The 20,263-nt window shown below is 49.5% G+C and carries 17 protein-coding genes; 15 read left to right on the forward strand and 2 right to left on the reverse strand.

Features of this window, described 5'->3' with window-relative positions:
- Window positions 1-64 precede the first annotated feature (64 nt).
- From purC to purD, 9 genes are all read left to right on the forward strand, one after another.
- On the forward strand, window positions 65-784 hold the full coding sequence (purC, locus tag ACNFN4_RS13295) for a phosphoribosylaminoimidazolesuccinocarboxamide synthase (RefSeq protein WP_007609852.1): 720 nt from the start codon (window positions 65-67) through the stop codon (window positions 782-784).
- Window positions 784-1,038 carry a phosphoribosylformylglycinamidine synthase subunit PurS gene (gene purS / locus ACNFN4_RS13300; protein WP_017419024.1) on the forward strand — a complete coding sequence of 85 codons (255 nt, stop codon included), beginning with the start codon at window positions 784-786 and terminating at the stop codon, window positions 1,036-1,038. Before purC ends, purS begins: the two co-directional genes overlap by 1 nt.
- Entirely contained in the window at window positions 1,035-1,718 is a 684-nt protein-coding gene (gene purQ, locus ACNFN4_RS13305) for a phosphoribosylformylglycinamidine synthase subunit PurQ (RefSeq protein WP_014417103.1), read from the forward strand. Before purS ends, purQ begins: the two co-directional genes overlap by 4 nt.
- Complete coding sequence (purL, locus tag ACNFN4_RS13310; RefSeq protein ID WP_029973747.1) at window positions 1,702-3,930, forward strand: phosphoribosylformylglycinamidine synthase subunit PurL; 2,229 nt, start codon at window positions 1,702-1,704, stop codon at window positions 3,928-3,930. The genes purQ and purL overlap by 17 nt, the downstream gene beginning before the upstream one ends.
- Entirely contained in the window at window positions 3,906-5,336 is a 1,431-nt protein-coding gene (gene purF, locus ACNFN4_RS13315) for an amidophosphoribosyltransferase (RefSeq protein WP_007408900.1), read from the forward strand. Before purL ends, purF begins: the two co-directional genes overlap by 25 nt.
- Before the next feature lie 91 nt (window positions 5,337-5,427).
- Window positions 5,428-6,468: a phosphoribosylformylglycinamidine cyclo-ligase gene (gene purM / locus ACNFN4_RS13320; protein ID WP_065180626.1), complete on the forward strand. Its 1,041-nt coding sequence runs from the start codon at window positions 5,428-5,430 to the stop codon at window positions 6,466-6,468.
- Window positions 6,465-7,052 carry a phosphoribosylglycinamide formyltransferase gene (gene purN / locus ACNFN4_RS13325; protein WP_007408902.1) on the forward strand — a complete coding sequence of 196 codons (588 nt, stop codon included), beginning with the start codon at window positions 6,465-6,467 and terminating at the stop codon, window positions 7,050-7,052. The genes purM and purN overlap by 4 nt, the downstream gene beginning before the upstream one ends.
- Window positions 7,049-8,587 carry a bifunctional phosphoribosylaminoimidazolecarboxamide formyltransferase/IMP cyclohydrolase gene (gene purH, locus ACNFN4_RS13330; RefSeq protein ID WP_232489398.1) on the forward strand — a complete coding sequence of 513 codons (1,539 nt, stop codon included), beginning with the start codon at window positions 7,049-7,051 and terminating at the stop codon, window positions 8,585-8,587. Before purN ends, purH begins: the two co-directional genes overlap by 4 nt.
- A 15-nt stretch (window positions 8,588-8,602) precedes the next feature.
- Entirely contained in the window at window positions 8,603-9,871 is a 1,269-nt protein-coding gene (gene purD / locus ACNFN4_RS13335; protein WP_127070314.1) for a phosphoribosylamine--glycine ligase, read from the forward strand.
- Window positions 9,872-10,027: 156 nt separating this feature from the next.
- Here the strand turns inward: purD and ACNFN4_RS13340 are convergent, their stop codons facing one another.
- Complete coding sequence (locus ACNFN4_RS13340) at window positions 10,028-10,258, reverse strand: YgaP family membrane protein (protein ID WP_032872536.1); 231 nt, start codon at window positions 10,256-10,258, stop codon at window positions 10,028-10,030.
- Between the two features lie 121 nt (window positions 10,259-10,379).
- Between ACNFN4_RS13340 and ACNFN4_RS13345 the strand changes: the two genes are divergently transcribed.
- The 3 genes from ACNFN4_RS13345 to ACNFN4_RS13355 are packed head-to-tail and all read left to right on the forward strand — an operon-like array spanning window position 10,380 to window position 13,456.
- Window positions 10,380-12,122 (forward strand): adenine deaminase, encoded by a 1,743-nt coding sequence (locus ACNFN4_RS13345; RefSeq protein ID WP_202729454.1) that lies wholly within the window; start codon window positions 10,380-10,382, stop codon window positions 12,120-12,122.
- Between the two features lie 24 nt (window positions 12,123-12,146).
- On the forward strand, window positions 12,147-13,142 hold the full coding sequence (locus ACNFN4_RS13350; RefSeq protein WP_014417110.1) for a DUF3048 domain-containing protein: 996 nt from the start codon (window positions 12,147-12,149) through the stop codon (window positions 13,140-13,142).
- A gap of 2 nt (window positions 13,143-13,144) precedes the next feature.
- On the forward strand, window positions 13,145-13,456 hold the full coding sequence (locus ACNFN4_RS13355) for a YerC/YecD family TrpR-related protein (protein WP_003155745.1): 312 nt from the start codon (window positions 13,145-13,147) through the stop codon (window positions 13,454-13,456).
- Between the two features lie 34 nt (window positions 13,457-13,490).
- Here ACNFN4_RS13355 and ACNFN4_RS13360 read toward each other — a convergent pair whose 3' ends face one another.
- Complete coding sequence (locus tag ACNFN4_RS13360; protein ID WP_448200241.1) at window positions 13,491-15,065, reverse strand: FMN-binding glutamate synthase family protein; 1,575 nt, start codon at window positions 15,063-15,065, stop codon at window positions 13,491-13,493.
- A 195-nt stretch (window positions 15,066-15,260) separates the two neighbouring features.
- On the opposite strand from ACNFN4_RS13360, the gene ACNFN4_RS13365 reads away from it, so the two are divergent.
- From ACNFN4_RS13365 to ligA, 3 genes are read left to right on the forward strand one after another with little or no spacing between them, the layout of a single operon-like run.
- Entirely contained in the window at window positions 15,261-15,950 is a 690-nt protein-coding gene (locus ACNFN4_RS13365; protein WP_003155740.1) for a heptaprenylglyceryl phosphate synthase, read from the forward strand.
- A gap of 57 nt (window positions 15,951-16,007) precedes the next feature.
- Window positions 16,008-18,227 carry a DNA helicase PcrA gene (gene pcrA, locus ACNFN4_RS13370; protein ID WP_059366739.1) on the forward strand — a complete coding sequence of 740 codons (2,220 nt, stop codon included), beginning with the start codon at window positions 16,008-16,010 and terminating at the stop codon, window positions 18,225-18,227.
- Window positions 18,228-18,251: 24 nt separating this feature from the next.
- Entirely contained in the window at window positions 18,252-20,258 is a 2,007-nt protein-coding gene (ligA, locus tag ACNFN4_RS13375; RefSeq protein WP_448200242.1) for an NAD-dependent DNA ligase LigA, read from the forward strand.
- Window positions 20,259-20,263 lie beyond the last annotated feature (5 nt).

Below are 20,263 nucleotides of genomic sequence, written 5' to 3' on the forward strand. Positions count from 1 at the left end.
CGGAGGCGGCTTCTTCAGCCGCCATAGATTGAATATTCCCAACATTCGGGTTAGGAGGCCTTCCGTGAATATTGTGAACAATAATCTTCTTTATGAAGGAAAAGCGAAACGGATTTATCAAACTGAAGACGAACAGATTCTCCGCGTGGTCTACAAGGATTCCGCAACAGCCTTTAACGGTGAGAAAAAAGCGGAGATCAGCGGAAAGGGCCGTCTGAACAATGAAATTTCAAGCCTGATTTTCAAACATCTGCACGCCAAAGGAATTGACAACCACTTTGTGGAGCGTGTTTCAGAATCAGAGCAGCTTATCAAAAAAGTGAGCATCATTCCGCTTGAAGTCGTGGTCAGAAACATTGCCGCCGGAAGCATGTCGAAACGTCTCGGCATCCCGGAAGGAACAGAGCTTCCGCAGCCGATTATCGAATTTTACTACAAGGATGACGCGCTGGGCGATCCGCTCATCACAGAAGATCATATCTGGCTCTTGAAAGCGGCTGCTCCTGAGCAGGTCAAAACGATCAAATCGATTACAAAACAGGTCAATCAAGAGCTGCAGCATATTTTTGAAGACTGCGGCGTCAGATTAATAGATTTTAAGCTGGAATTCGGCTTAGACGCAGAGGGACGGGTGCTTTTAGCAGATGAAATTTCTCCTGACACGTGCCGTCTGTGGGACAAAGACACAAACGAAAAGCTCGATAAAGATTTGTTCAGACGGAACCTGGGAAGCTTAACCGACGCATATGAAGAGATTTTCAAAAGACTGGGAGGCATTTCATAATGTATAAAGTGAAAGTTTATGTCAGCTTAAAAGAAAGTGTGCTCGATCCTCAAGGAAGCGCGGTGCAGCATGCATTGCACAGCATGAGCTACAATGAAGTGCAGGATGTGCGCATCGGAAAATACATGGAGCTGACGATCGAAAAATCTGACCGCGATCTTGACGCGCTCGTGAAAGAAATGTGTGAAAAGCTCCTTGCCAATACAGTCATTGAAGACTACCGATATGAAGTTGAGGAGGTTGTCGCACAGTGAAATTTGCGGTGATTGTGTTACCCGGCTCCAACTGTGATATTGATATGTTCCACGCCGTAAAGGACGAACTCGGCGAAGAAGTCGAGTATGTCTGGCACGAGGAAACAAGCCTTGACGGATTTGACGGCGTGCTCATCCCCGGCGGGTTTTCATACGGCGACTACTTGAGATGCGGCGCCATCGCCAGATTCGCAAACATCATGCCGGCTGTGAAAAAAGCGGCTGCCGAAGGAAAACCGGTTCTCGGCGTCTGCAACGGATTCCAGATTCTGCAGGAGCTCGGACTTCTGCCCGGCGCGATGAGACGCAATAAAGATTTAAAGTTCATCTGCCGCCCGGTTGAATTAATCGTGCAGAACAGCGGCACGTTATTCACATCTTCCTATGAAAAAGGACAATCGATTACGATTCCGGTTGCCCACGGCGAAGGCAATTTCTACTGTGATGACGAAACACTTGAAAGATTAAAAGAAAACGATCAAATCGCCTTCACATACGGCGGCGATATTAACGGAAGCGTCAGCGGCATTGCCGGCGTCGTGAATGAGAAAGGCAACGTATTAGGCATGATGCCTCACCCTGAGCGCGCAGTCGATGAACTGCTCGGCAGCGCAGACGGTCTTACATTGTTCCGGTCTATCGTGAAAAATTGGAGGGAAACTCATGTCGCTACTGCTTGAACCAAGTAAAGAACAAATAAAAGAAGAGAAACTCTATCAGCAAATGGGTGTCAGTGATGACGAGTTCGCACTCATTGAATCTATTATCGGAAGATTGCCGAACTACACGGAAATCGGGATTTTTTCCGTCATGTGGTCAGAGCACTGCAGCTATAAAAACTCAAAACCGGTTTTACGCAAATTCCCGACTAGCGGCGAACGCGTGCTGCAGGGTCCCGGAGAAGGCGCGGGAATCGTTGACATCGGTGACAATCAGGCGGTCGTGTTCAAAATTGAATCTCATAACCATCCGTCAGCGATTGAGCCATACCAAGGTGCTGCGACGGGAGTGGGCGGCATCATCCGTGATGTTTTCTCAATGGGCGCCCGTCCGATAGCTGTATTAAACTCTCTTCGATTTGGTGAGCTCACTTCACCTCGTGTGAAGTACTTGTTTGAAGAAGTAGTGGCGGGAATCGCGGGATACGGAAACTGTATCGGCATTCCGACGGTCGGCGGAGAAGTGCAGTTTGACGCAAGCTATGAGGGCAATCCGCTTGTCAATGCAATGTGCGTCGGCTTAATTGATCATAAAGATATTAAAAAAGGCCAGGCGAAAGGTGTCGGCAACACGGTCATGTACGTCGGCGCTAAAACGGGCCGCGACGGCATACACGGCGCTACTTTCGCATCAGAAGAAATGTCAGATTCATCTGAAGAAAAACGTTCCGCGGTGCAGGTCGGCGATCCTTTCATGGAAAAACTTCTCCTGGAAGCATGCCTTGAAGTCATCCAATGCGACGCCTTAGTCGGCATTCAGGATATGGGGGCGGCCGGTCTGACAAGTTCGAGTGCTGAAATGGCAAGCAAAGCCGGCTCAGGCATTGAAATGAACCTTGATCTCATTCCGCAGCGGGAAACAGGTATGACCGCTTACGAAATGATGCTTTCCGAGTCTCAGGAACGCATGCTTCTCGTCATTGAACGCGGACGTGAACAGGAAATTGTCGATATTTTTGATAAATATGATCTTGAAGCGGTTTCCGTAGGTCATGTTACGGATGATAAAATGCTCCGCCTCCGCCATAACGGAGAGGTTGTTTGCGAGCTTCCGGTCGACGCGCTGGCGGAAGAAGCGCCTGTATACCACAAGCCGTCAGCAGAACCCGCGTACTACCGCGAGTTTCAGGAAACGGAAGTTCCCGCGCCTGAAGTAAAAGATGCGACAGAGACGCTTTTTGCCCTGCTGCAGCAGCCGACAATCGCCAGCAAAGAGTGGGTGTACGATCAATATGACTACATGGTGCGCACAAATACGGTGGTCGCTCCGGGCTCTGACGCCGGTGTGCTCAGAATCCGCGGCACGAAAAAAGCGCTGGCGATGACGACGGATTGCAACGCGCGTTATTTATATCTTGATCCAGAAGAAGGCGGGAAAATCGCCGTTGCCGAAGCGGCGCGCAACATCGTATGCTCCGGCGCCGAACCGCTTGCGGTCACGGATAATCTGAATTTCGGAAACCCGGAAAAACCTGAAATTTTCTGGCAGATCGAAAAAGCGGCCGACGGCATCAGCGAGGCGTGCAATGTTCTCAGCACTCCCGTCATCGGCGGTAACGTATCACTTTATAATGAATCGAACGGAACGGCGATCTACCCGACGCCTGTGATCGGCATGGTCGGCTTAATTGAAGATACCGCTCATATTACGACACAGCATTTCAAACAAGCGGGGGATCTTGTATACGTGATCGGCGAAACAAAACCTGAGTTTGCCGGAAGCGAACTGCAAAAAATGACAGAAGGCCGCATTTACGGCAAAGCGCCGCAAATCGATCTTGATATAGAGCTGTCACGCCAAAAAACATTGCTTGACGCGATTAAAAAAGGCTTCGTTCAATCAGCGCATGATGTGTCTGAAGGCGGCTTAGGCGTGGCGGTTGCAGAAAGCGTCATGACGACGGAAAACCTTGGCGCCAACGTGACTGTAGAAGGGGAAGCGGCATTATTATTCTCTGAATCTCAATCACGCTTCGTCGTTTCGGTGAAAAAAGAACACCAAGCGGCGTTTGAAGCGGCTGTGGCTGATGCGGTTCATATCGGTGAGGTAACGGCTGACGGACTTCTGGCGATTCAAAACCAGGACGGACAACAATTGGTTCACGCGCAAACGAAAGAACTTGAGCGCGCGTGGAAAGGAGCTATTCCATGCTTGCTGAAATCAAAGGCCTGAATGAAGAATGCGGTGTGTTTGGCATCTGGGGACATGAAGAAGCTCCGCAGATCACATATTACGGCCTGCACAGCCTCCAGCACAGAGGACAGGAAGGCGCGGGAATTGTCGCAACTGACGGTGAAAAACTGACGGCGCACAAAGGACAGGGGCTTATTACCGAGGTTTTTCAAAACGGCGAACTGAGCAAAGTGAAGGGAAAAGGCGCGATCGGGCACGTCCGTTATGCGACGGCAGGCGGAGGCGGATATGAAAATGTCCAGCCGCTCCTGTTCCGTTCGCAAAACAACGGCAGCCTCGCGCTTGCTCATAACGGCAACTTGGTCAACGCCACACAGTTGAAGCAGCAGCTTGAAAACCAAGGGAGCATCTTTCAGACTTCCTCCGATACGGAAGTGCTGGCTCATCTGATTAAACGCAGCGGACACTTTTCGCTGAAGGATCAGATCAAAAATTCGCTGTCTATGCTGAAAGGCGCTTATGCCTTTTTAATCATGACTGAAACAGAAATGATCGTAGCGCTTGACCCGAACGGACTCAGACCGCTGTCAATCGGCATGATGGGTGATGCTTACGTCGTCGCTTCAGAAACGTGCGCATTCGATGTGGTCGGCGCGACATACCTTCGCGAGGTAGAGCCGGGCGAAATGCTGATCATCAATGATGAAGGCATGAAATCAGAGCGTTTCTCCATGAATATCAACCGTTCCATCTGCAGCATGGAGTACATTTATTTCTCAAGACCTGACAGCAATATCGACGGCATTAACGTGCACAGCGCCCGAAAAAACCTCGGAAAAATGCTTGCCCAGGAGTCCGCGGTTGAAGCGGATGTCGTCACAGGCGTGCCTGATTCCAGTATTTCTGCAGCCATCGGCTATGCCGAGGCAACGGGCATTCCGTACGAACTCGGTCTCATTAAAAACCGTTATGTCGGCAGAACATTTATTCAGCCGTCCCAGGCTCTGCGTGAGCAAGGCGTGAGAATGAAGCTGTCTGCGGTGCGCGGGGTTGTTGAAGGAAAACGGGTCGTCATGGTTGATGATTCCATCGTGCGCGGGACGACAAGCCGCCGGATTGTCACAATGCTCAGAGAAGCGGGAGCGACAGAGGTGCACGTCAAGATCAGTTCACCGCCGATCGCTCATCCGTGCTTCTACGGCATCGACACATCAACCCATGAGGAGCTGATCGCTTCTTCTCATTCCGTGGAAGAAATCCGCCAGATCATCGGTGCCGACACGCTTTCTTTCTTAAGTGTAGACGGATTGTTAAAAGGAGTCGGCCGAACATTTGAAGACACCAATTGCGGACAATGCCTCGCTTGTTTTACGGGCAAATATCCGACGGAAATTTATCAGGATACAGTGCTTCCTCACGTAAAAGAAGCGGTGCTGACAAAATAAAATCTGAAAATGACATAAAGGCAGCGGGAATTCAGGCTGCCTTTCTCTTTCTGCCTTTTAAGGAGAAACGAATTGACAAGGAGTGATAGGGATGTCTGATGCTTATAAAAATGCCGGAGTTGACATCGAAGCCGGATACGAAGCCGTCAAACGAATGAAAAAACACGTGGAGCGCACGAAAAGGCTCGGCGTTATGGGAAGCCTGGGCGGTTTTGGCGGAATGTTTGATCTGTCAGAGCTTCCGTATCAAAAGCCTGTTTTAATTTCCGGAACAGACGGTGTCGGCACCAAGCTGAAACTCGCATTTTCAATGGATAAGCATGACACGATCGGCGTCGATGCGGTCGCGATGTGTGTAAATGATGTGCTTGCCCAAGGAGCGGAGCCGCTGTTTTTCCTTGATTATTTGGCGGTCGGCAAGGCTGATCCGGTAAAAATTGAGCAGATCGTTCAGGGCGTGGCGGACGGATGCGAGCAGTCAGGATCAGCGCTTATCGGCGGTGAGACGGCGGAAATGCCGGGACTGTATACGGTTGATGAATACGATATTGCGGGCTTTTCAGTCGGCGTCGCGGAAAAAGACGAAATCGTCACCGGTGAACATATCGAAGAGGGGCATCTCTTAATCGGACTTACTTCAAGCGGCCTTCACAGCAACGGATTTTCCCTTGTGAGAAAAGTGCTTCTTGATGACGGCGGACTTGATTTGGATACTGTCTATGAACCGTTTGCGCGTCCTCTCGGAGAAGAATTGCTGGAACCGACGAGAATATATGTGAAGCCGGTGCTCAAGGCGGTGAAAAGCGGTAAGGTGGACGGCATGGCGCATGTGACAGGCGGAGGATTCATCGAGAACATCCCGCGGATGCTGCCGGACGGATTGAGTGCGGAAATTGATCACGGATCATGGCCGATCCCGCCGATTTTTTCGTTTCTGCAGGAGCACGGCAAGCTGAAAGAAGAAGAAATGTTCAATGTTTTTAATATGGGCATCGGTTTTGTCCTTGCCGTTAAAGAAGAAAACCTGACAGACGTCATCGACACGCTTGAAGCTCAGGGCGAGAAGGCTTATCTGATCGGCCGGGTCAAGCGGGGCGAAGGCATTTCTTTCGGCGGTGCGGCTCTTTCATGAAAAAGTTTGCGGTATTTGCTTCAGGAAACGGATCGAACTTCGAGGCCATTGCCAAACGCATGAGAGAAGAGAAGTGGGATGCGGAGCTCTCGCTTCTCGTGACGGATAAGCCTCAGGCAAAGGCGGTGGAAAGGGCGGAGGCTTTACACATTCCGTCATTTGCCTTTGAACCGTCATCTTTTGAAAACAAAGCGGCCTTTGAACGGGCCGTTATTGAACAGCTGCGCCTGCACGGGGCGGAATTAATCGTTCTCGCCGGTTATATGAGACTGATTGGAGATACGCTGCTTGAAGCATACGGGGGCCGCATTATTAATATACATCCCTCGCTTCTTCCGGCATTCCCCGGGATTGACGCTGTCGGACAGGCGTATCGGGCCGGTGTGAAAGTGGCGGGCATTACCGTTCATTACGTCGACGAAGGCATGGACACAGGACCGATTATCGCGCAAAAAGCATTCGAAATACAGGAAAACGATACGCTTGAAGACATAGAGCATACAATACACGAGCTTGAGCACAAATGGTATCCGAGCGTTGTGAAACAGCTGCTGGGACTAAATAACAGAGGTGAAAAGGCATGACAATCAAACGCGCACTAATCAGTGTTTCTGATAAAACAAATCTCGTACCTTTCGTAAAGGAACTGACAGAGATCGGCGTCGAAGTCATTTCGACCGGAGGAACAAAAAAACTACTTCAGGAAAACGGTGTGGATGTCATCGGCATTTCAGAAGTGACCGGATTTCCTGAAATTATGGACGGACGGTTAAAAACGCTCCATCCTAATATTCACGGCGGCCTGCTTGCCGTAAGAGACAATGAAGAGCATATGGCGCAGATCAATGAGCACGGCATTGCACCGATTGACCTTGTGGTTGTCAACCTTTATCCGTTTAAAGAAACGATTTCAAAAGAAGATGTAACATACGATGAAGCGATAGAAAACATTGATATCGGCGGCCCCGGCATGCTGCGCGCCGCATCGAAAAACCATCAGGATGTGACGGTCATCACAGATCCGGCCGATTACAGCTCCGTGCTCAATGAGATTAAAGAACACGGCGGTGTTTCGCTTAAAAGAAAACGCGAGCTTGCGGCCAAAGTATTCCGCCATACCGCGGCATACGACGCATTAATCGCTGATTACTTAACACGCGAGGCCGGTGAGAAAGACCCTGAGCAATTCACCGTTACATTTGAGAAAAAACAATCGCTCCGCTACGGTGAAAACCCTCACCAAGAGGCTGTTTTCTATCAAAGCGCACTCCCTGTCTCCGGTTCCATCGCGGCGGCAAAACAGCTTCACGGCAAAGAGCTTTCTTACAACAATATTAAGGACGCGGATGCGGCCGTTCAAATCGTCCGGGAGTTTACAGAACCCGCAGCTGTTGCCGTTAAACATATGAATCCGTGCGGAGTCGGTACGGGAGCTTCAATTGAGGAAGCATTCAATAAAGCGAAAGAAGCTGATAAAACCTCCATTTTCGGCGGCATCATCGCGCTGAACCGTGAAGTTGATCAGGCAACGGCTGAAGCCCTTCACGGCATCTTTTTAGAAATCATTATCGCCCCTTCTTTCAGTGAAGAAGCGCTGAACGTGCTGACGGCGAAGAAAAACCTTCGTCTGCTCACGCTTGACGTGACCGCATCAGGGAAGAAAGAAAAACAGCTGACATCCGTACAGGGCGGCCTTTTGATTCAAGATTTAGACGTCCATGGATTTGATGACGCCGACATCAGCATCCCGACAAAAAGAGAGCCGAACGAGCAGGAATGGGAAGATCTGAAGCTCGCCTGGAAAGTCGTCAAACACGTGAAATCCAACGCGATCGTTCTTGCAAAAGACCATATGACGGTCGGTGTGGGCGCAGGACAGATGAATCGCGTCGGTTCAGCTAAAATCGCCATTGAGCAGGCCGGAGAAAAAGCAAAAGGCAGCGCGCTCGGATCAGACGCGTTTTTCCCGATGCCGGATACAGTCGAAGAAGCCGCAAAAGCCGGTGTCACGGCGATTATCCAGCCCGGCGGATCGGTCCGCGATGAAGATTCGATTAAAAAAGCGGATGAATACGGCATCGCCATGGTATTCACCGGCATCAGACATTTCAAACATTAAGAGGGGGAACGAAGCGTGAATGTATTGATTATCGGAAAAGGCGGCAGAGAGCATACATTGGCTTGGAAAGCGGCGCAAAGCCCGCTTGTTGACACGGTGTACACCGCGCCCGGAAATGACGGTATGGCAGACTGCGCGACGCTGGTCAACATTGAAGAAAGCGATCATGCCGCACTCATTGCGTTTGCGAAAGAACATCATGTCGGCCTGACGATTATCGGCCCCGAAGTTCCTCTGATTGAAGGGATAGCCGACGAGTTTGAAAAAGCCGGACTGCTTGTTTTCGGACCGTCTGAAAAAGCGGCTATCATTGAAGGAAGCAAACAGTTTGCCAAGGATTTAATGAAAAAATACGGCATTCCGACGGCGGAGTATGAGACGTTTACTTCATTTGAAGAGGCGAAAGCATATGTGCAGCAAAAAGGCGCGCCGATTGTCATTAAAGCGGACGGGCTTGCCGCCGGAAAAGGTGTCACGGTCGCGATGACGGAAGAAGAAGCGATTGAATGCCTGCACGATTTTCTTGAAGATGAGAAATTCGGCGAGGCGAGCGCATCTGTGGTCATTGAAGAGTTCCTCGCCGGCGAAGAATTTTCTTTAATGGCGTTTGTAAAAGGGGAGGCCGTCTATCCGATGGTAATCGCTCAAGATCATAAACGCGCCTTCGATGGAGACAAAGGGCCGAATACGGGCGGAATGGGCGCCTACTCACCGGTGCCGCACATTTCCGATGATATCGTCAGAAGCGCAGTCGAAACGATTGTGAAGCCGGCGGCAAAAGCAATGGTGAAAGAGGGACGCTCCTTCACGGGCGTGCTGTACGCGGGGCTGATTTTGACGGAAAACGGATCAAAAGTCATTGAATTCAACGCGCGCTTCGGAGATCCGGAAACACAGGTTGTCGTGCCGAGAATGGAATCTGACCTCATTCAGGTGCTCTTAGATCTTCTGCATGAGAAGGATGTTGACCTAAGGTGGAAGGATACGGCCGCTGTCAGCGTTGTGCTGGCTTCTGAAGGCTATCCGGAAGGCTATGCAAAAGGGACGCCGATCGGCAGTTTGACGTCCGCTGAAGACGGGATCGCTGTTTTTCATGCCGGAACGAAAAAAGACGGCGGCCAATTTGTTACAAACGGCGGTCGGGTCGCCAATGTCACCGCATTTGCTGAGACATTTGAAGCGGCGAGAGATAAAGTGTACAGCGCCGTTTCAGGGCTGACAAAACCCGGACTGTTTTACAGAAGCGACATCGGCGCCCGTGCGCTGAAAGCTTCTCAACGATAGAAAGCAGAACCCCGCAGCACCCGAGCTGCGGGGTTTTTTACGTAAGCTGAGGACGGCCTAGGTTGTCGGCTTGCCAGTCATCGATGAAGGCGTATAGACGGATTCTTCTCAGACTCGCGGGACAGGAGAAATTAAATAACAAGCCGAAACGGCTTGTTATTTTTCTTGCTGATGGCTGTCATCCTGATTCATTCCGGTTTGGAACATATATGTCACCGGGCAGAAGCGGAGGATGCCGGACGCCGCTTTCATCGCGCCCATTATCATACAGAAGAGATGCATCTTGCACCAAGGTTTTCTCGTGTATTTCGCTGAAGCAGCAGACAAAATGGTGAGGCCGCAAGTGATGCGCATAACGGCATTTAATAAACTGATATTCGGTTTCATCATTTCAGCTCCCTTAGAAAAAGTTTTTCATTCATCTTCAATAATTTGTAACGTTTTAGCCGTGCGATAATTGTGCGGATGTGATACGATGGGTCTAATATAAGCGAAGGAGAGTATGTGAATGTCCGAACGTACCTTTAACTGGAAAAATAAAGACATCAGATCACAGGCGGATGTTGTAGACTCAAAGCTGCTTCCAACGCTACTTTTACGGGATGCTCTCGTATTAAATCCTTTTTTAAAACAATGGCTGAAAAAGAACGTCTGGATTTACGGAGACCGAATTGTATATGTTGGTCATGAGCTTCCTGATGCAGCTGAGCACATTCATACCATAAATTGTGAAGGAAAATACATTGTGCCAGGTTACATTGAACCGCATACACATCCTTTTCAAATATATAATCCCCAAACGCTCGCCGAATATGTGTCTCAATTCGGAACAACGACGTTTGTTAATGATAACTTGTTTTTTCTTTTGCACAGCGGTAAAAAGAAAGCGCTTACTATATTGGAAGAACTGAAAAAACAGCCGGTGCAATATTTCTGGTGGTCCAGATATGATCTGCAGACTGAAGTGCTGAATGAGGATCAGCTTCTTTCTTTTGATGTCCGAAAGCAATGGATTGAGCACCCGGATGTCATTCAAGGCGGAGAATTGACCGGATGGCCGCGCCTCATGGACGGCGATGACCTGATGCTTCATTGCATGCAGGCGACAAAGAAACTGCGCAAGCGGATAGAAGGGCATTTTCCCGGAGCCTCTGAAAAAACACTGACGAAGATGAAACTGTTCGGAGCTGATTCCGACCACGAGGCGATGAATGGCGGCGAGGTAATGAGACGGCTTGAATTGGGCTACTATGTTTCGCTCAGACATTCATCCATCCGCCCTGATTTGAGAACGATTTTGCAGGATCTTCATCAAAAAGGCTTCCGGCATTATGATCATTTCTTTTACACGACGGATGGAGCGACGCCGCATTTTTATAAAGGCGGCATGACGAATGAATTGATCAAAATCGCTTTGGAGGAAGGGGTTCCGGCGATCGATGCCTACAATATGGCGTCCTTTAATATCGCGAAGTATTATCAGATGGACGACTTTCTCGGTGTGATCGGTCCGGGCCGGCTTGCTTCATTGAACATTCTCGATGACCCGATGAATCCTGACCCGGTCACGGTGATCTCCAAAGGCATCCTGCTGAGGGAAGACGGCCGAAATATGAATGCGTTTACAGAAACGGATTGGAAAAAGGGCGGTCTTGTCCCTCTTGAGCTTTCATATGATATGACGATGGATGATTTACAGTTTTCAATGCCGATGGGTGTGTCCATGCGCAACGCGGTCATTATGGAGCCGTATATGATTGCGATTGATAATTCTGTTGACCAGCTTTCTTTTGATCATGATGAATGCTATCTCACGCTTCTCGATAAGCATGGAAAATGGCGGGTTAATACAATGCTGAAAGGTTTTGCCGATCGGGTGCAGGGCTTTGTCAGTTCCTACACGACAACTGGAGATATTATCGCTGCCGGAAAAAATAAGGAAGATATCCTGCTCGCTTTCTCACGGATGAAAGAAATCGGCGGCGGAATCGTGCTTGCCGAAAACGGGAAGATTCTGCATGAGATTCCCCTCGCCTTAAACGGTTCTGCATCTGCGGAGAATTATGAAGAAGTGCTTGAGAAAGAGCAAAAACTGAGGACGCTGCTGGAGGAGCGGGGCTACCGATTCTGCGATCCGATCTATACGCTGCTCTTTTTGCAGAGCACACACCTGCCTTATATCCGCATTACGCCGAGAGGAATATTCGACGTGATGAAAAAAACTGTACTCTTTCCATCGATAATGCGTTAAAATATAAAAGCAGGGAGCCGACATATGAAAAGATGGAAAACCGTTTGTATGCTTTGTTTTGCGTTTTTGCTGCTTGCCGCCTGCCGGCAGAACAATGCCGATCAGGTGCAGCCGAAAGAAGCGGAAGCTCCTTTAACGGGGCTGAAAACTGAGCAGAAGCTTGCAGAACGCCGTCCGATTGCAGTCGCAGTGAACAATCATCCGAAGGCGAGGCCCCAATCCGGGCTGTCAAAGGCGGATGTTGTCATCGAGGCGCTTGCGGAGGGCCGGATTACGCGGTTTCTCGCGATTTTTCAAAGTGAGATGCCGGAAACGGTCGGGCCTGTGCGGAGCGCGAGGGGATATTTTGTCACGCTCAGCAGCGGGTTTAACAGCATATTTGTCCATCATGGCTGGAGTCCCGGCGCAAAAAAGCAGCTGGAGTCCGGAGCTTACGATTATATAAACGGTTTGGATTTTGACGGAAGCCTGTTTTGGAGAGCCGATTTCAGCAAGCCGCCCCACAATTCCTACACGTCGTATGACAATATCAGGAAGGCGGCGGAACAAAAAGGATACAAGCTGAACGGAAAAACAGAACCGCTCCCATTTCAGACATCAGATGCAAAACCCGGAAACGAAACCTACAATATTCGGATAGATTATGGAACACAAAACATTACAAATCTTGTCGAATACGATTATGATAAAAAAGCTGATGCTTATACAAGAAGCTCTGATGGTGTGAAAGCGACAGACCGGGAGACCGGAAAGCCTTTAGCCATGCACAACATTTTTATTGTTGAAGCCGGCCATCGCATGACAGACAAAGATGGAAGGCGGGCCATCGATATTCAGTCAGGGGGGAAGGGCCTCCTGCTTCAGCACGGCGATGTTATGGAGTCAGACTGGGAATATAAAGACGGCCGTATTCTGCCCGTAAAAGGCGGTGAGATTCTTCCGTTTGTGCCAGGAAAGACATGGATTAATATCGTGCCTGATCTCGATGCAGCTTCCATTAGTAAAGGAGAAGGTGTTTGACGATGCAAATCGATAAATTACGCGGAAAAGAACTGGACCAGTTATTTTTATCTATTTTATCGCTGAAAGATCTGGAGGAATGCTATCGTTTCTTTGACGATCTTTGTACGATTAATGAAATCCAATCGCTGGCGCAGCGTTTGGAAGTGGCAAGAATGCTCCGCGAAGGAAATACGTATCACAAAATTGAAAGCGAAACGGGTGCTTCCACAGCGACGATTTCCCGGGTGAAGCGCTGCTTAAATTACGGAAACGACGCCTATGAAATGGCGCTTGACCGCGTAAACAAAGGAGAATCCTCCTCAGCTACGTAAAAAACCGCTCTGCCGATGACGGCAGGCGGTTTTTTTATGCGTGCGGATTCAAAAGGCCGGGAAGTTCCCTCAGGGTTCCGTCTTCCTCCCGGTATACGATGTGTTCAGCTGAGAAATGAACCGGCGAGCTGATGCCCGCCGCCGCGGCAAGGTGAAACAGCCCTTCACGCAACGAGAGCACGTAGTTGCAGACGCGGTGCTGTTTATCCTCGATACTGAGCGCGCGCTGAAGTTTTGGATCGGTTGTCGCCACTCCGACAGGACAATGATTGGTGTGGCATACTTGAGCGCGGATACAGCCGACTGAAAACATCATTCCCCGGGCAATATTGACAAAATCCGCGCCTAACGCGAGGGCAACGGCAATCTTATCCGGAGTGAGCAGCTTTCCGGATGCGAAAATTTTCAGCTTATCTCTTATCCCGTATGTCTTCAAAAGGCCGTCAACAAGGGGAAGGCCGGTCAGAATCGGCAGGCCGACGGAATCCGCCAGCTCATGGAAAGAAGCTCCCGTTCCCCCTTCACTGCCGTCAATCGTAATAAAGTCGGGAAGTTTGCCTGATGAACTCATACAGGAAATAAGGTCTTCAAGGTCTTTGCGGCTGCCCGGGACAATTTTGATACCGACCGGTTTTTCGCCGACAGTCCTTAATTTCTCAATGAAATCAAGCATGTCCGGAACATTTGAGAACTCGTTGAAGCGGTTTGGGCTGTCAATGGATTGTCCGGGCTGCACATTTCTGATGGCGGCAATTTCTTCGGTCACCTTTGAACCGTCAATATGCCCGCCTCTTGCTTTTGCCCCTTGCGCAAGCTTTAATTCAAAGGCTTTAATCTGCTCGAGGCGGCTTTTTTTCTTAAATTCTTCCCATGAAAATTCTCCATCTTCAGTGCGCACGCCGAACAGCCCGGGGCCGATTTGGCAGATAATATCCGCGCCGCCTTTCAGGTGATACTCAGACAGGCCGCCTTCGCCTGTATTCATCCATGTGCCGCCGGCCTGGTGCAGCCCTTTTGACAGGGCGGTGATTGCCCGGTCGCCAAGTGAGCCGTAGCTCATCGCTGATTGTCCGATTAACCCTTTCACATAAAACGGCTTCTTGCATGTGTCGCGGCCGATCACTTGAACATCGTCCGGATGCAGGTAATAAGGGTCCGCTTTTGCCTTTTCGCGGTGTTCGCTGCGTTTCAGCAGGTTGTCTTTGTCAATCTTGTATACCATCGTGTCGATCTTCGGCGTCTGATCTGCGCGCAGCTCCTCCCTTTGTTTCGGGAAGAGGGCGTTACGGATATAATAGCCCGGCTGATTGAAATCCCGTTCTGAGCCGAAGCCCATCATTCTGCTCTTATACTTTCCCGACATGACCGTCTGTTCATATTCTCTCCGGGAAAACGGCTGTTCTTCGTTATCATTGCTGAATAAATACTGCCGCAGCTCAGGTCCGATTTTTTCAAATATATAGCGCAGTTTTCCCGCTACGGGATAATTGCGCAGCACTGAATGTTCTTCCTGCTTTTCGTCTCTTATGTATATCCAGAGAAACAATGCGGCGGGAACTAAAATAATAAAAATCAATATACAAATCAGTACGATAATGGCTTGTTCCATTGAGATCAGACTCCTTGTCTTTTTTCTCTTTGACATTCCACATATTGTCTGTTTTCAAACATAGCCGTTTCCCGTCCGGCGGAGCGCAATCTTTTTTTGTGAATCAGGTGAATGACGTCTTTTTCCGTTTTTCCGGGCCAAACGAATTTGTTATAATGTTTAAATGGCAAGAAACGAATGGAGGAACGAAAACGCATGTACGATGTTAACGAGTGGAAGCATGTTTTTAAACTCGATCCGAATAAAGATTTACCGGATGAACAGCTGGAACGGCTTTGTGAATCAGGGACTGACGCCATTGTGATCGGAGGAAGCGACAATATCACCGAGGACAATGTGCTGAGACTGATGTCAAAGGTGCGGCGGTTTTTAGTGCCGTGCGTACTTGAGGTGTCGACGATTGATTCCATTGTGCCCGGGTTTGATCTTTATTTCATTCCGAGTGTGCTCAACAGCAAAAAGGCGGACTGGATTGTCGGCATGCATCATCAGGCGATGAAAGAATACGGAGAGCTCATGTCAATGGAGGAAATCGTGACGGAGGGCTACTGCATCGTCAACCCTGATTGTAAGGCGGCCGCTTTGACGGAGGCGGATACACATATAGAAACAGAAGATATTCTCGCCTATGCGCGGGTCGCGGAACATTTGCTTCATCTCCCGATTTTTTATCTGGAATACAGCGGGATGCTGGCGGACATAGAAACGGTGGAGAAAACGAAGGCTGTGCTGGACAAGTCCGTCCTGTTTTACGGAGGCGGCATTAAAGACGCGGAAACGGCGGAACGGTTCGGCCGTCATGCCGATGTCATCGTTGTCGGAAATGCCGTATATGAAGATTTTGATCAGGCGCTTAAAACGGTGGCGGCTGTAAAGACAAAGTAGCCAAGCGGACGAAATTGATTTATGATAGAACATATGTTTGATAGGCGGTGAACGGATATGAATTACATTAGCAATCAATTATTAAGCGGATTAAATCCCGTTCAGCAGGAAGCGGTCAAGACGACGGACGGTCCGCTGCTTCTGATGGCGGGCGCGGGAAGCGGAAAAACACGTGTGCTGACGCACAGAATCGCATACTTAATGGCGGAAAAACACGTGGCGCCATGGAACATTCTGGCGATTACATTTACAAATAAAGCCGCCAGAGAAATGAAGGAGAGGGTAGAGAGCATTCTCGGACCCGGCGCGGATGAAATCTGGATTTCCACTTTCCACAGCATGTGCGTGCGGATTCTGCGCAGGGATATTGACAGAATCGGCATCAACCGAAATTTCTCCATTCTTGATACGGCTGATCAGCTTTCCGTTATTAAAGGGATTCTGAAAGAGCGGAATATCGATCCGAAAAAGTTTGATCCGAGAAGTATTTTAGGGTCCATCAGCAGCGCAAAAAACGAGCTGATCGAACCTGAGGAATTCGCAAAATCGGCCGGCGGCTACTACGATCAGGTCACGAGTGACGTGTATACCGATTATCAGAAAAAACTGCTGAAAAACCAATCGCTTGATTTTGATGATTTAATCATGACGACGATTAAGCTTTTCGAGCGTGTGCCGGAAGTGCTTGAGTTTTATCAGCGCAAATTCCAGTACATTCACGTAGACGAGTATCAGGATACGAACAGGGCACAATACCTGCTTGTGAAGCAGCTTGCGGCCCGTCTTGAAAATATCTGCGTCGTCGGTGACTCCGACCAGTCCATTTACAGATGGCGCGGGGCGGATATCGCGAATATCCTTTCCTTTGAAAAAGATTATCCGAGCGCAAACGTGATTTTGCTCGAGCAAAACTACCGCTCAACAAAGCGGATTCTGCAGGCGGCTAACGAAGTGATCAAAAACAATTCAAACCGCAAGCCGAAAAACCTGTGGACGGAAAATGACGAAGGCATCAAGCTTTCTTATTACAGCGGCGACAATGAATTCGGCGAAGGCCAATTCGTCGCGGGCAAAATTTATGAGCTGCACAGCTCGGGCCGGCGGAAGCTTTCCGATATCGCGATTTTATACCGGACAAACGCCCAGTCGCGCGTCATTGAGGAAACCCTTTTAAAATCCGGACTGAACTACAATATCGTCGGCGGAACCAAGTTCTACGACAGGAAAGAAATTAAAGACATTCTCGCATACCTGCGCCTTGTGTCAAACCCGGACGACGACATCAGTTTTACGCGGATCGTCAATGTGCCGAAGCGGGGCGTCGGCGCAACTTCGCTAGAAAAAATCGCTTCATATGCGGCGATGAACGGAATGTCAATGTTCCAGGCGGTCAAACAGGTTGATTTCATCGGCGTCAGCGCGAAAGCGGCAAACGCGCTTGACGGCTTTGGCGCGATGATTGAAAATCTGACGAACATGCAGGATTACCTGTCCATTACAGAACTCACGGAAGAAATTCTCGAGAAAACGGAATACAGAGAAATGCTGAAGGCCGAAAAATCAATCGAAGCCCAAAGCCGCCTTGAAAATATCGACGAGTTTCTTTCCGTGACGAAAAACTTCGAACAAAAAAGCGAAGACAAGTCTCTCGTCGCGTTTCTGACTGATTTGGCGCTGATTGCGGATATTGACCAGCTCGACCAGAAGGAAGAGGAATCAGGCGGAAAGGATGCCGTCACTTTAATGACACTGCACGCCGCTAAGGGGCTTGAATTTCCTGTCGTGTTCTTAATGGGCATGGAAGAAGGCGTGTTCCCGCACAGCCGCTCCCTGATGGAAGAAGCCGAGATGGAAGAAGAACGCAGGCTCGCATATGTAGGCATTACGAGGGCGGAAGAAGAACTGTATTTAACGAATGCCAAAATGCGCACCTTATTCGGCCGCACCAATATGAATCCGGAATCCCGCTTTATCAGGGAAATACCTGGCGATTTATTGGAGAACCTAAATGAGAAGAAAACACCTCGCATGCAGCCGGGAAGAAAAGTGCAGCCAAAACGCGGGCCCGTATCCCGTCCCGTTTCCTATGCGAACAAAACAGGCGGCGACTCGCTCAGCTGGGCGGTCGGCGATAAAGCGGGCCATAAAAAATGGGGCACCGGAACGGTTGTCAGCGTAAAAGGAGAAGGCGAAAGCACCGAGCTTGATATTGCATTCCCGAGCCCAGTCGGCGTGAAGCGTCTTCTTGCCGCTTTTGCGCCGATTGAAAAGCAGTAACCTGAAGAGGAAAGGAAGAACATGATGGACAAAGAAACAGCGAAACACCGGGCAGAAGAATTGCGCCGCACCATCGATCAGTACAGTTATGAATATTACACCTTAGATGAACCGAGCGTGCCGGATTCCGAGTACGACAGACTGATGCAGGAGCTGATTGCCATAGAGGAAGAGCACCCGGAGCTCAGAACGCCTGATTCGCCCACACAGCGGGTCGGGGGAGCGGTGCTTGAATCGTTTCAAAAGGTGCAGCACGGCACACCGATGCTCAGTCTCGGCAACGCATTTAACGATGATGATCTCCGCGATTTTGACCGCCGCGTCCGTCAGGCTGTCGGTGACGGCGTCGCTTATAACGTGGAGCTGAAAATAGACGGTCTTGCTGTTTCTCTCCGTTATGAAGACGGCTATTTCGTCAGAGGCGCGACAAGAGGAGACGGAACGACGGGCGAAGATATCACGGAAAACTTAAAAACGATCCGCAACATTCCGCTGAAAATGAAACGGAATCTTTCCATAGAAGTGCGCGGAGAGGCGTACATGCCGAAACAGTCATTTGAAGCGCTCAATGAAGAAAGGCTGAAACATGAAGAGGAGCCGTTCGCCAATCCCCGGAACGCGGCTGCGGGCTCACTCAGACAGCTCGATCCGAAAATTGCAGCGAAACGAAATCTTGACATCTTCGTCTACAGTATAGCGGAGCTTGACGAAATGGGTGTGGAAACACAGAGTCAGGGCCTGGATTTTCTGGATGAGCTCGGTTTTAAAACAAACCAGGAACGGAAAAAATGCGCCACGATAGATGAAGTCATTGAAATGATCGAAGAGCTGCAGGCGAAGCGGGCCGATCTCCCGTATGAAATTGACGGAATCGTCATCAAAGTCGATTCGCTCGACCAGCAGGAAGAGCTCGGGTATACGGCAAAAAGCCCGCGCTGGGCGATTGCTTATAAATTCCCGGCGGAAGAGGTCGTGACAAAACTTCTCGATATCGAACTGAATGTCGGAAGAACGGGCGTCATTACGCCGACCGCCGTTCTGGAACCGGTAAAAGTCGCGGGGACGACGGTCTCAAGAGCATCCCTTCATAACGAAGATTTAATTAAAGAGAAGGATATCCGCATTCTCGATAAAGTGGTCGTCAAAAAAGCGGGCGACATCATCCCTGAGGTCGTCAATGTCTTAATTGAACAGCGGACCGGGGAAGAAAAAGAATTCAATATGCCGACCAGCTGTCCTGAGTGCGAAAGCGAACTTGTCCGCATTGAAGGGGAAGTCGCACTGCGCTGCATCAATCCGGAATGTCCGGCGCAGATCAGAGAAGGCCTGATTCACTTTGTCTCACGCAACGCGATGAATATTGACGGACTCGGAGAACGTGTCATCACACAGCTTTTCCGTGAACATCTCGTCCGTAATGTCGCTGATTTGTATAAGCTGACGAAAGAGCAGGTCATCCGGCTTGAGCGGATGGGGGAAAAATCAACTGACAATCTGATCAGCTCCATCCAAAAGTCGAAAGAGAATTCGCTGGAACGCCTGCTGTTCGGTCTCGGCATCCGTTTTATCGGCTCAAAAGCGGCCAAAACACTCGCCATGCATTTTGAAAGCCTGGAAAATTTGAAACAAGCCACGGAAGAAGAGCTGCTTGCGGTAGATGAAATCGGCGAAAAGATGGCCGATGCCGTTATCACCTATTTCAGCAAAGAAGAAATGCTTGAGCTATTGAATGAACTTGAGGAACTCGGTGTGAACACACTCTACAAAGGCCCGAAAAAAGTAAAAGCGGAGGACAGCGACTCTTATTTTGCCGGCAAAACCATCGTGTTAACCGGAAAGCTTGAAGAGCTGTCCAGAAATGAAGCCAAGGCGCAGATTGAAGCGCTCGGCGGAAAGCTGACGGGATCTGTCAGCAAAAAAACAGACTTGCTGATTGCCGGAGAAGCGGCCGGAAGCAAGCTGACAAAAGCGCAGGAATTAAACATTGAAGTATGGAATGAAGCACAGCTATTGGGAGAGCTAAAGAAATAAGAGGA

The organism is Bacillus sp. N1(2025) (assembly GCF_053470005.1).

Bases quoted from the DNA above. Each gene is read 5' to 3' on its own strand.
- ligA (WP_448200242.1), top strand. From the start codon at position 18,252: ATGGACAAAGAAACAGCGAAACACCGGGCAGAAGAATTGCGCCGCACC.
- ACNFN4_RS13340 (WP_032872536.1), bottom strand. From the start codon at position 10,258: ATGAAACCGAATATCAGTTTATTAAATGCCGTTATGCGCATCACTTGC.
- purH (WP_232489398.1), top strand. From the start codon at position 7,049: ATGACAATCAAACGCGCACTAATCAGTGTTTCTGATAAAACAAATCTC.
- purF (WP_007408900.1), top strand. From the start codon at position 3,906: ATGCTTGCTGAAATCAAAGGCCTGAATGAAGAATGCGGTGTGTTTGGC.
- ACNFN4_RS13355 (WP_003155745.1), top strand. From the start codon at position 13,145: ATGCAAATCGATAAATTACGCGGAAAAGAACTGGACCAGTTATTTTTA.
- purM (WP_065180626.1), top strand. From the start codon at position 5,428: ATGTCTGATGCTTATAAAAATGCCGGAGTTGACATCGAAGCCGGATAC.
- ACNFN4_RS13350 (WP_014417110.1), top strand. From the start codon at position 12,147: ATGAAAAGATGGAAAACCGTTTGTATGCTTTGTTTTGCGTTTTTGCTG.
- purS (WP_017419024.1), top strand. From the start codon at position 784: ATGTATAAAGTGAAAGTTTATGTCAGCTTAAAAGAAAGTGTGCTCGAT.
- purL (WP_029973747.1), top strand. From the start codon at position 1,702: ATGTCGCTACTGCTTGAACCAAGTAAAGAACAAATAAAAGAAGAGAAA.
- purN (WP_007408902.1), top strand. From the start codon at position 6,465: ATGAAAAAGTTTGCGGTATTTGCTTCAGGAAACGGATCGAACTTCGAG.
- ACNFN4_RS13345 (WP_202729454.1), top strand. From the start codon at position 10,380: ATGTCCGAACGTACCTTTAACTGGAAAAATAAAGACATCAGATCACAG.
- pcrA (WP_059366739.1), top strand. From the start codon at position 16,008: ATGAATTACATTAGCAATCAATTATTAAGCGGATTAAATCCCGTTCAG.
- ACNFN4_RS13360 (WP_448200241.1), bottom strand. From the start codon at position 15,065: ATGGAACAAGCCATTATCGTACTGATTTGTATATTGATTTTTATTATT.
- ACNFN4_RS13365 (WP_003155740.1), top strand. From the start codon at position 15,261: ATGTACGATGTTAACGAGTGGAAGCATGTTTTTAAACTCGATCCGAAT.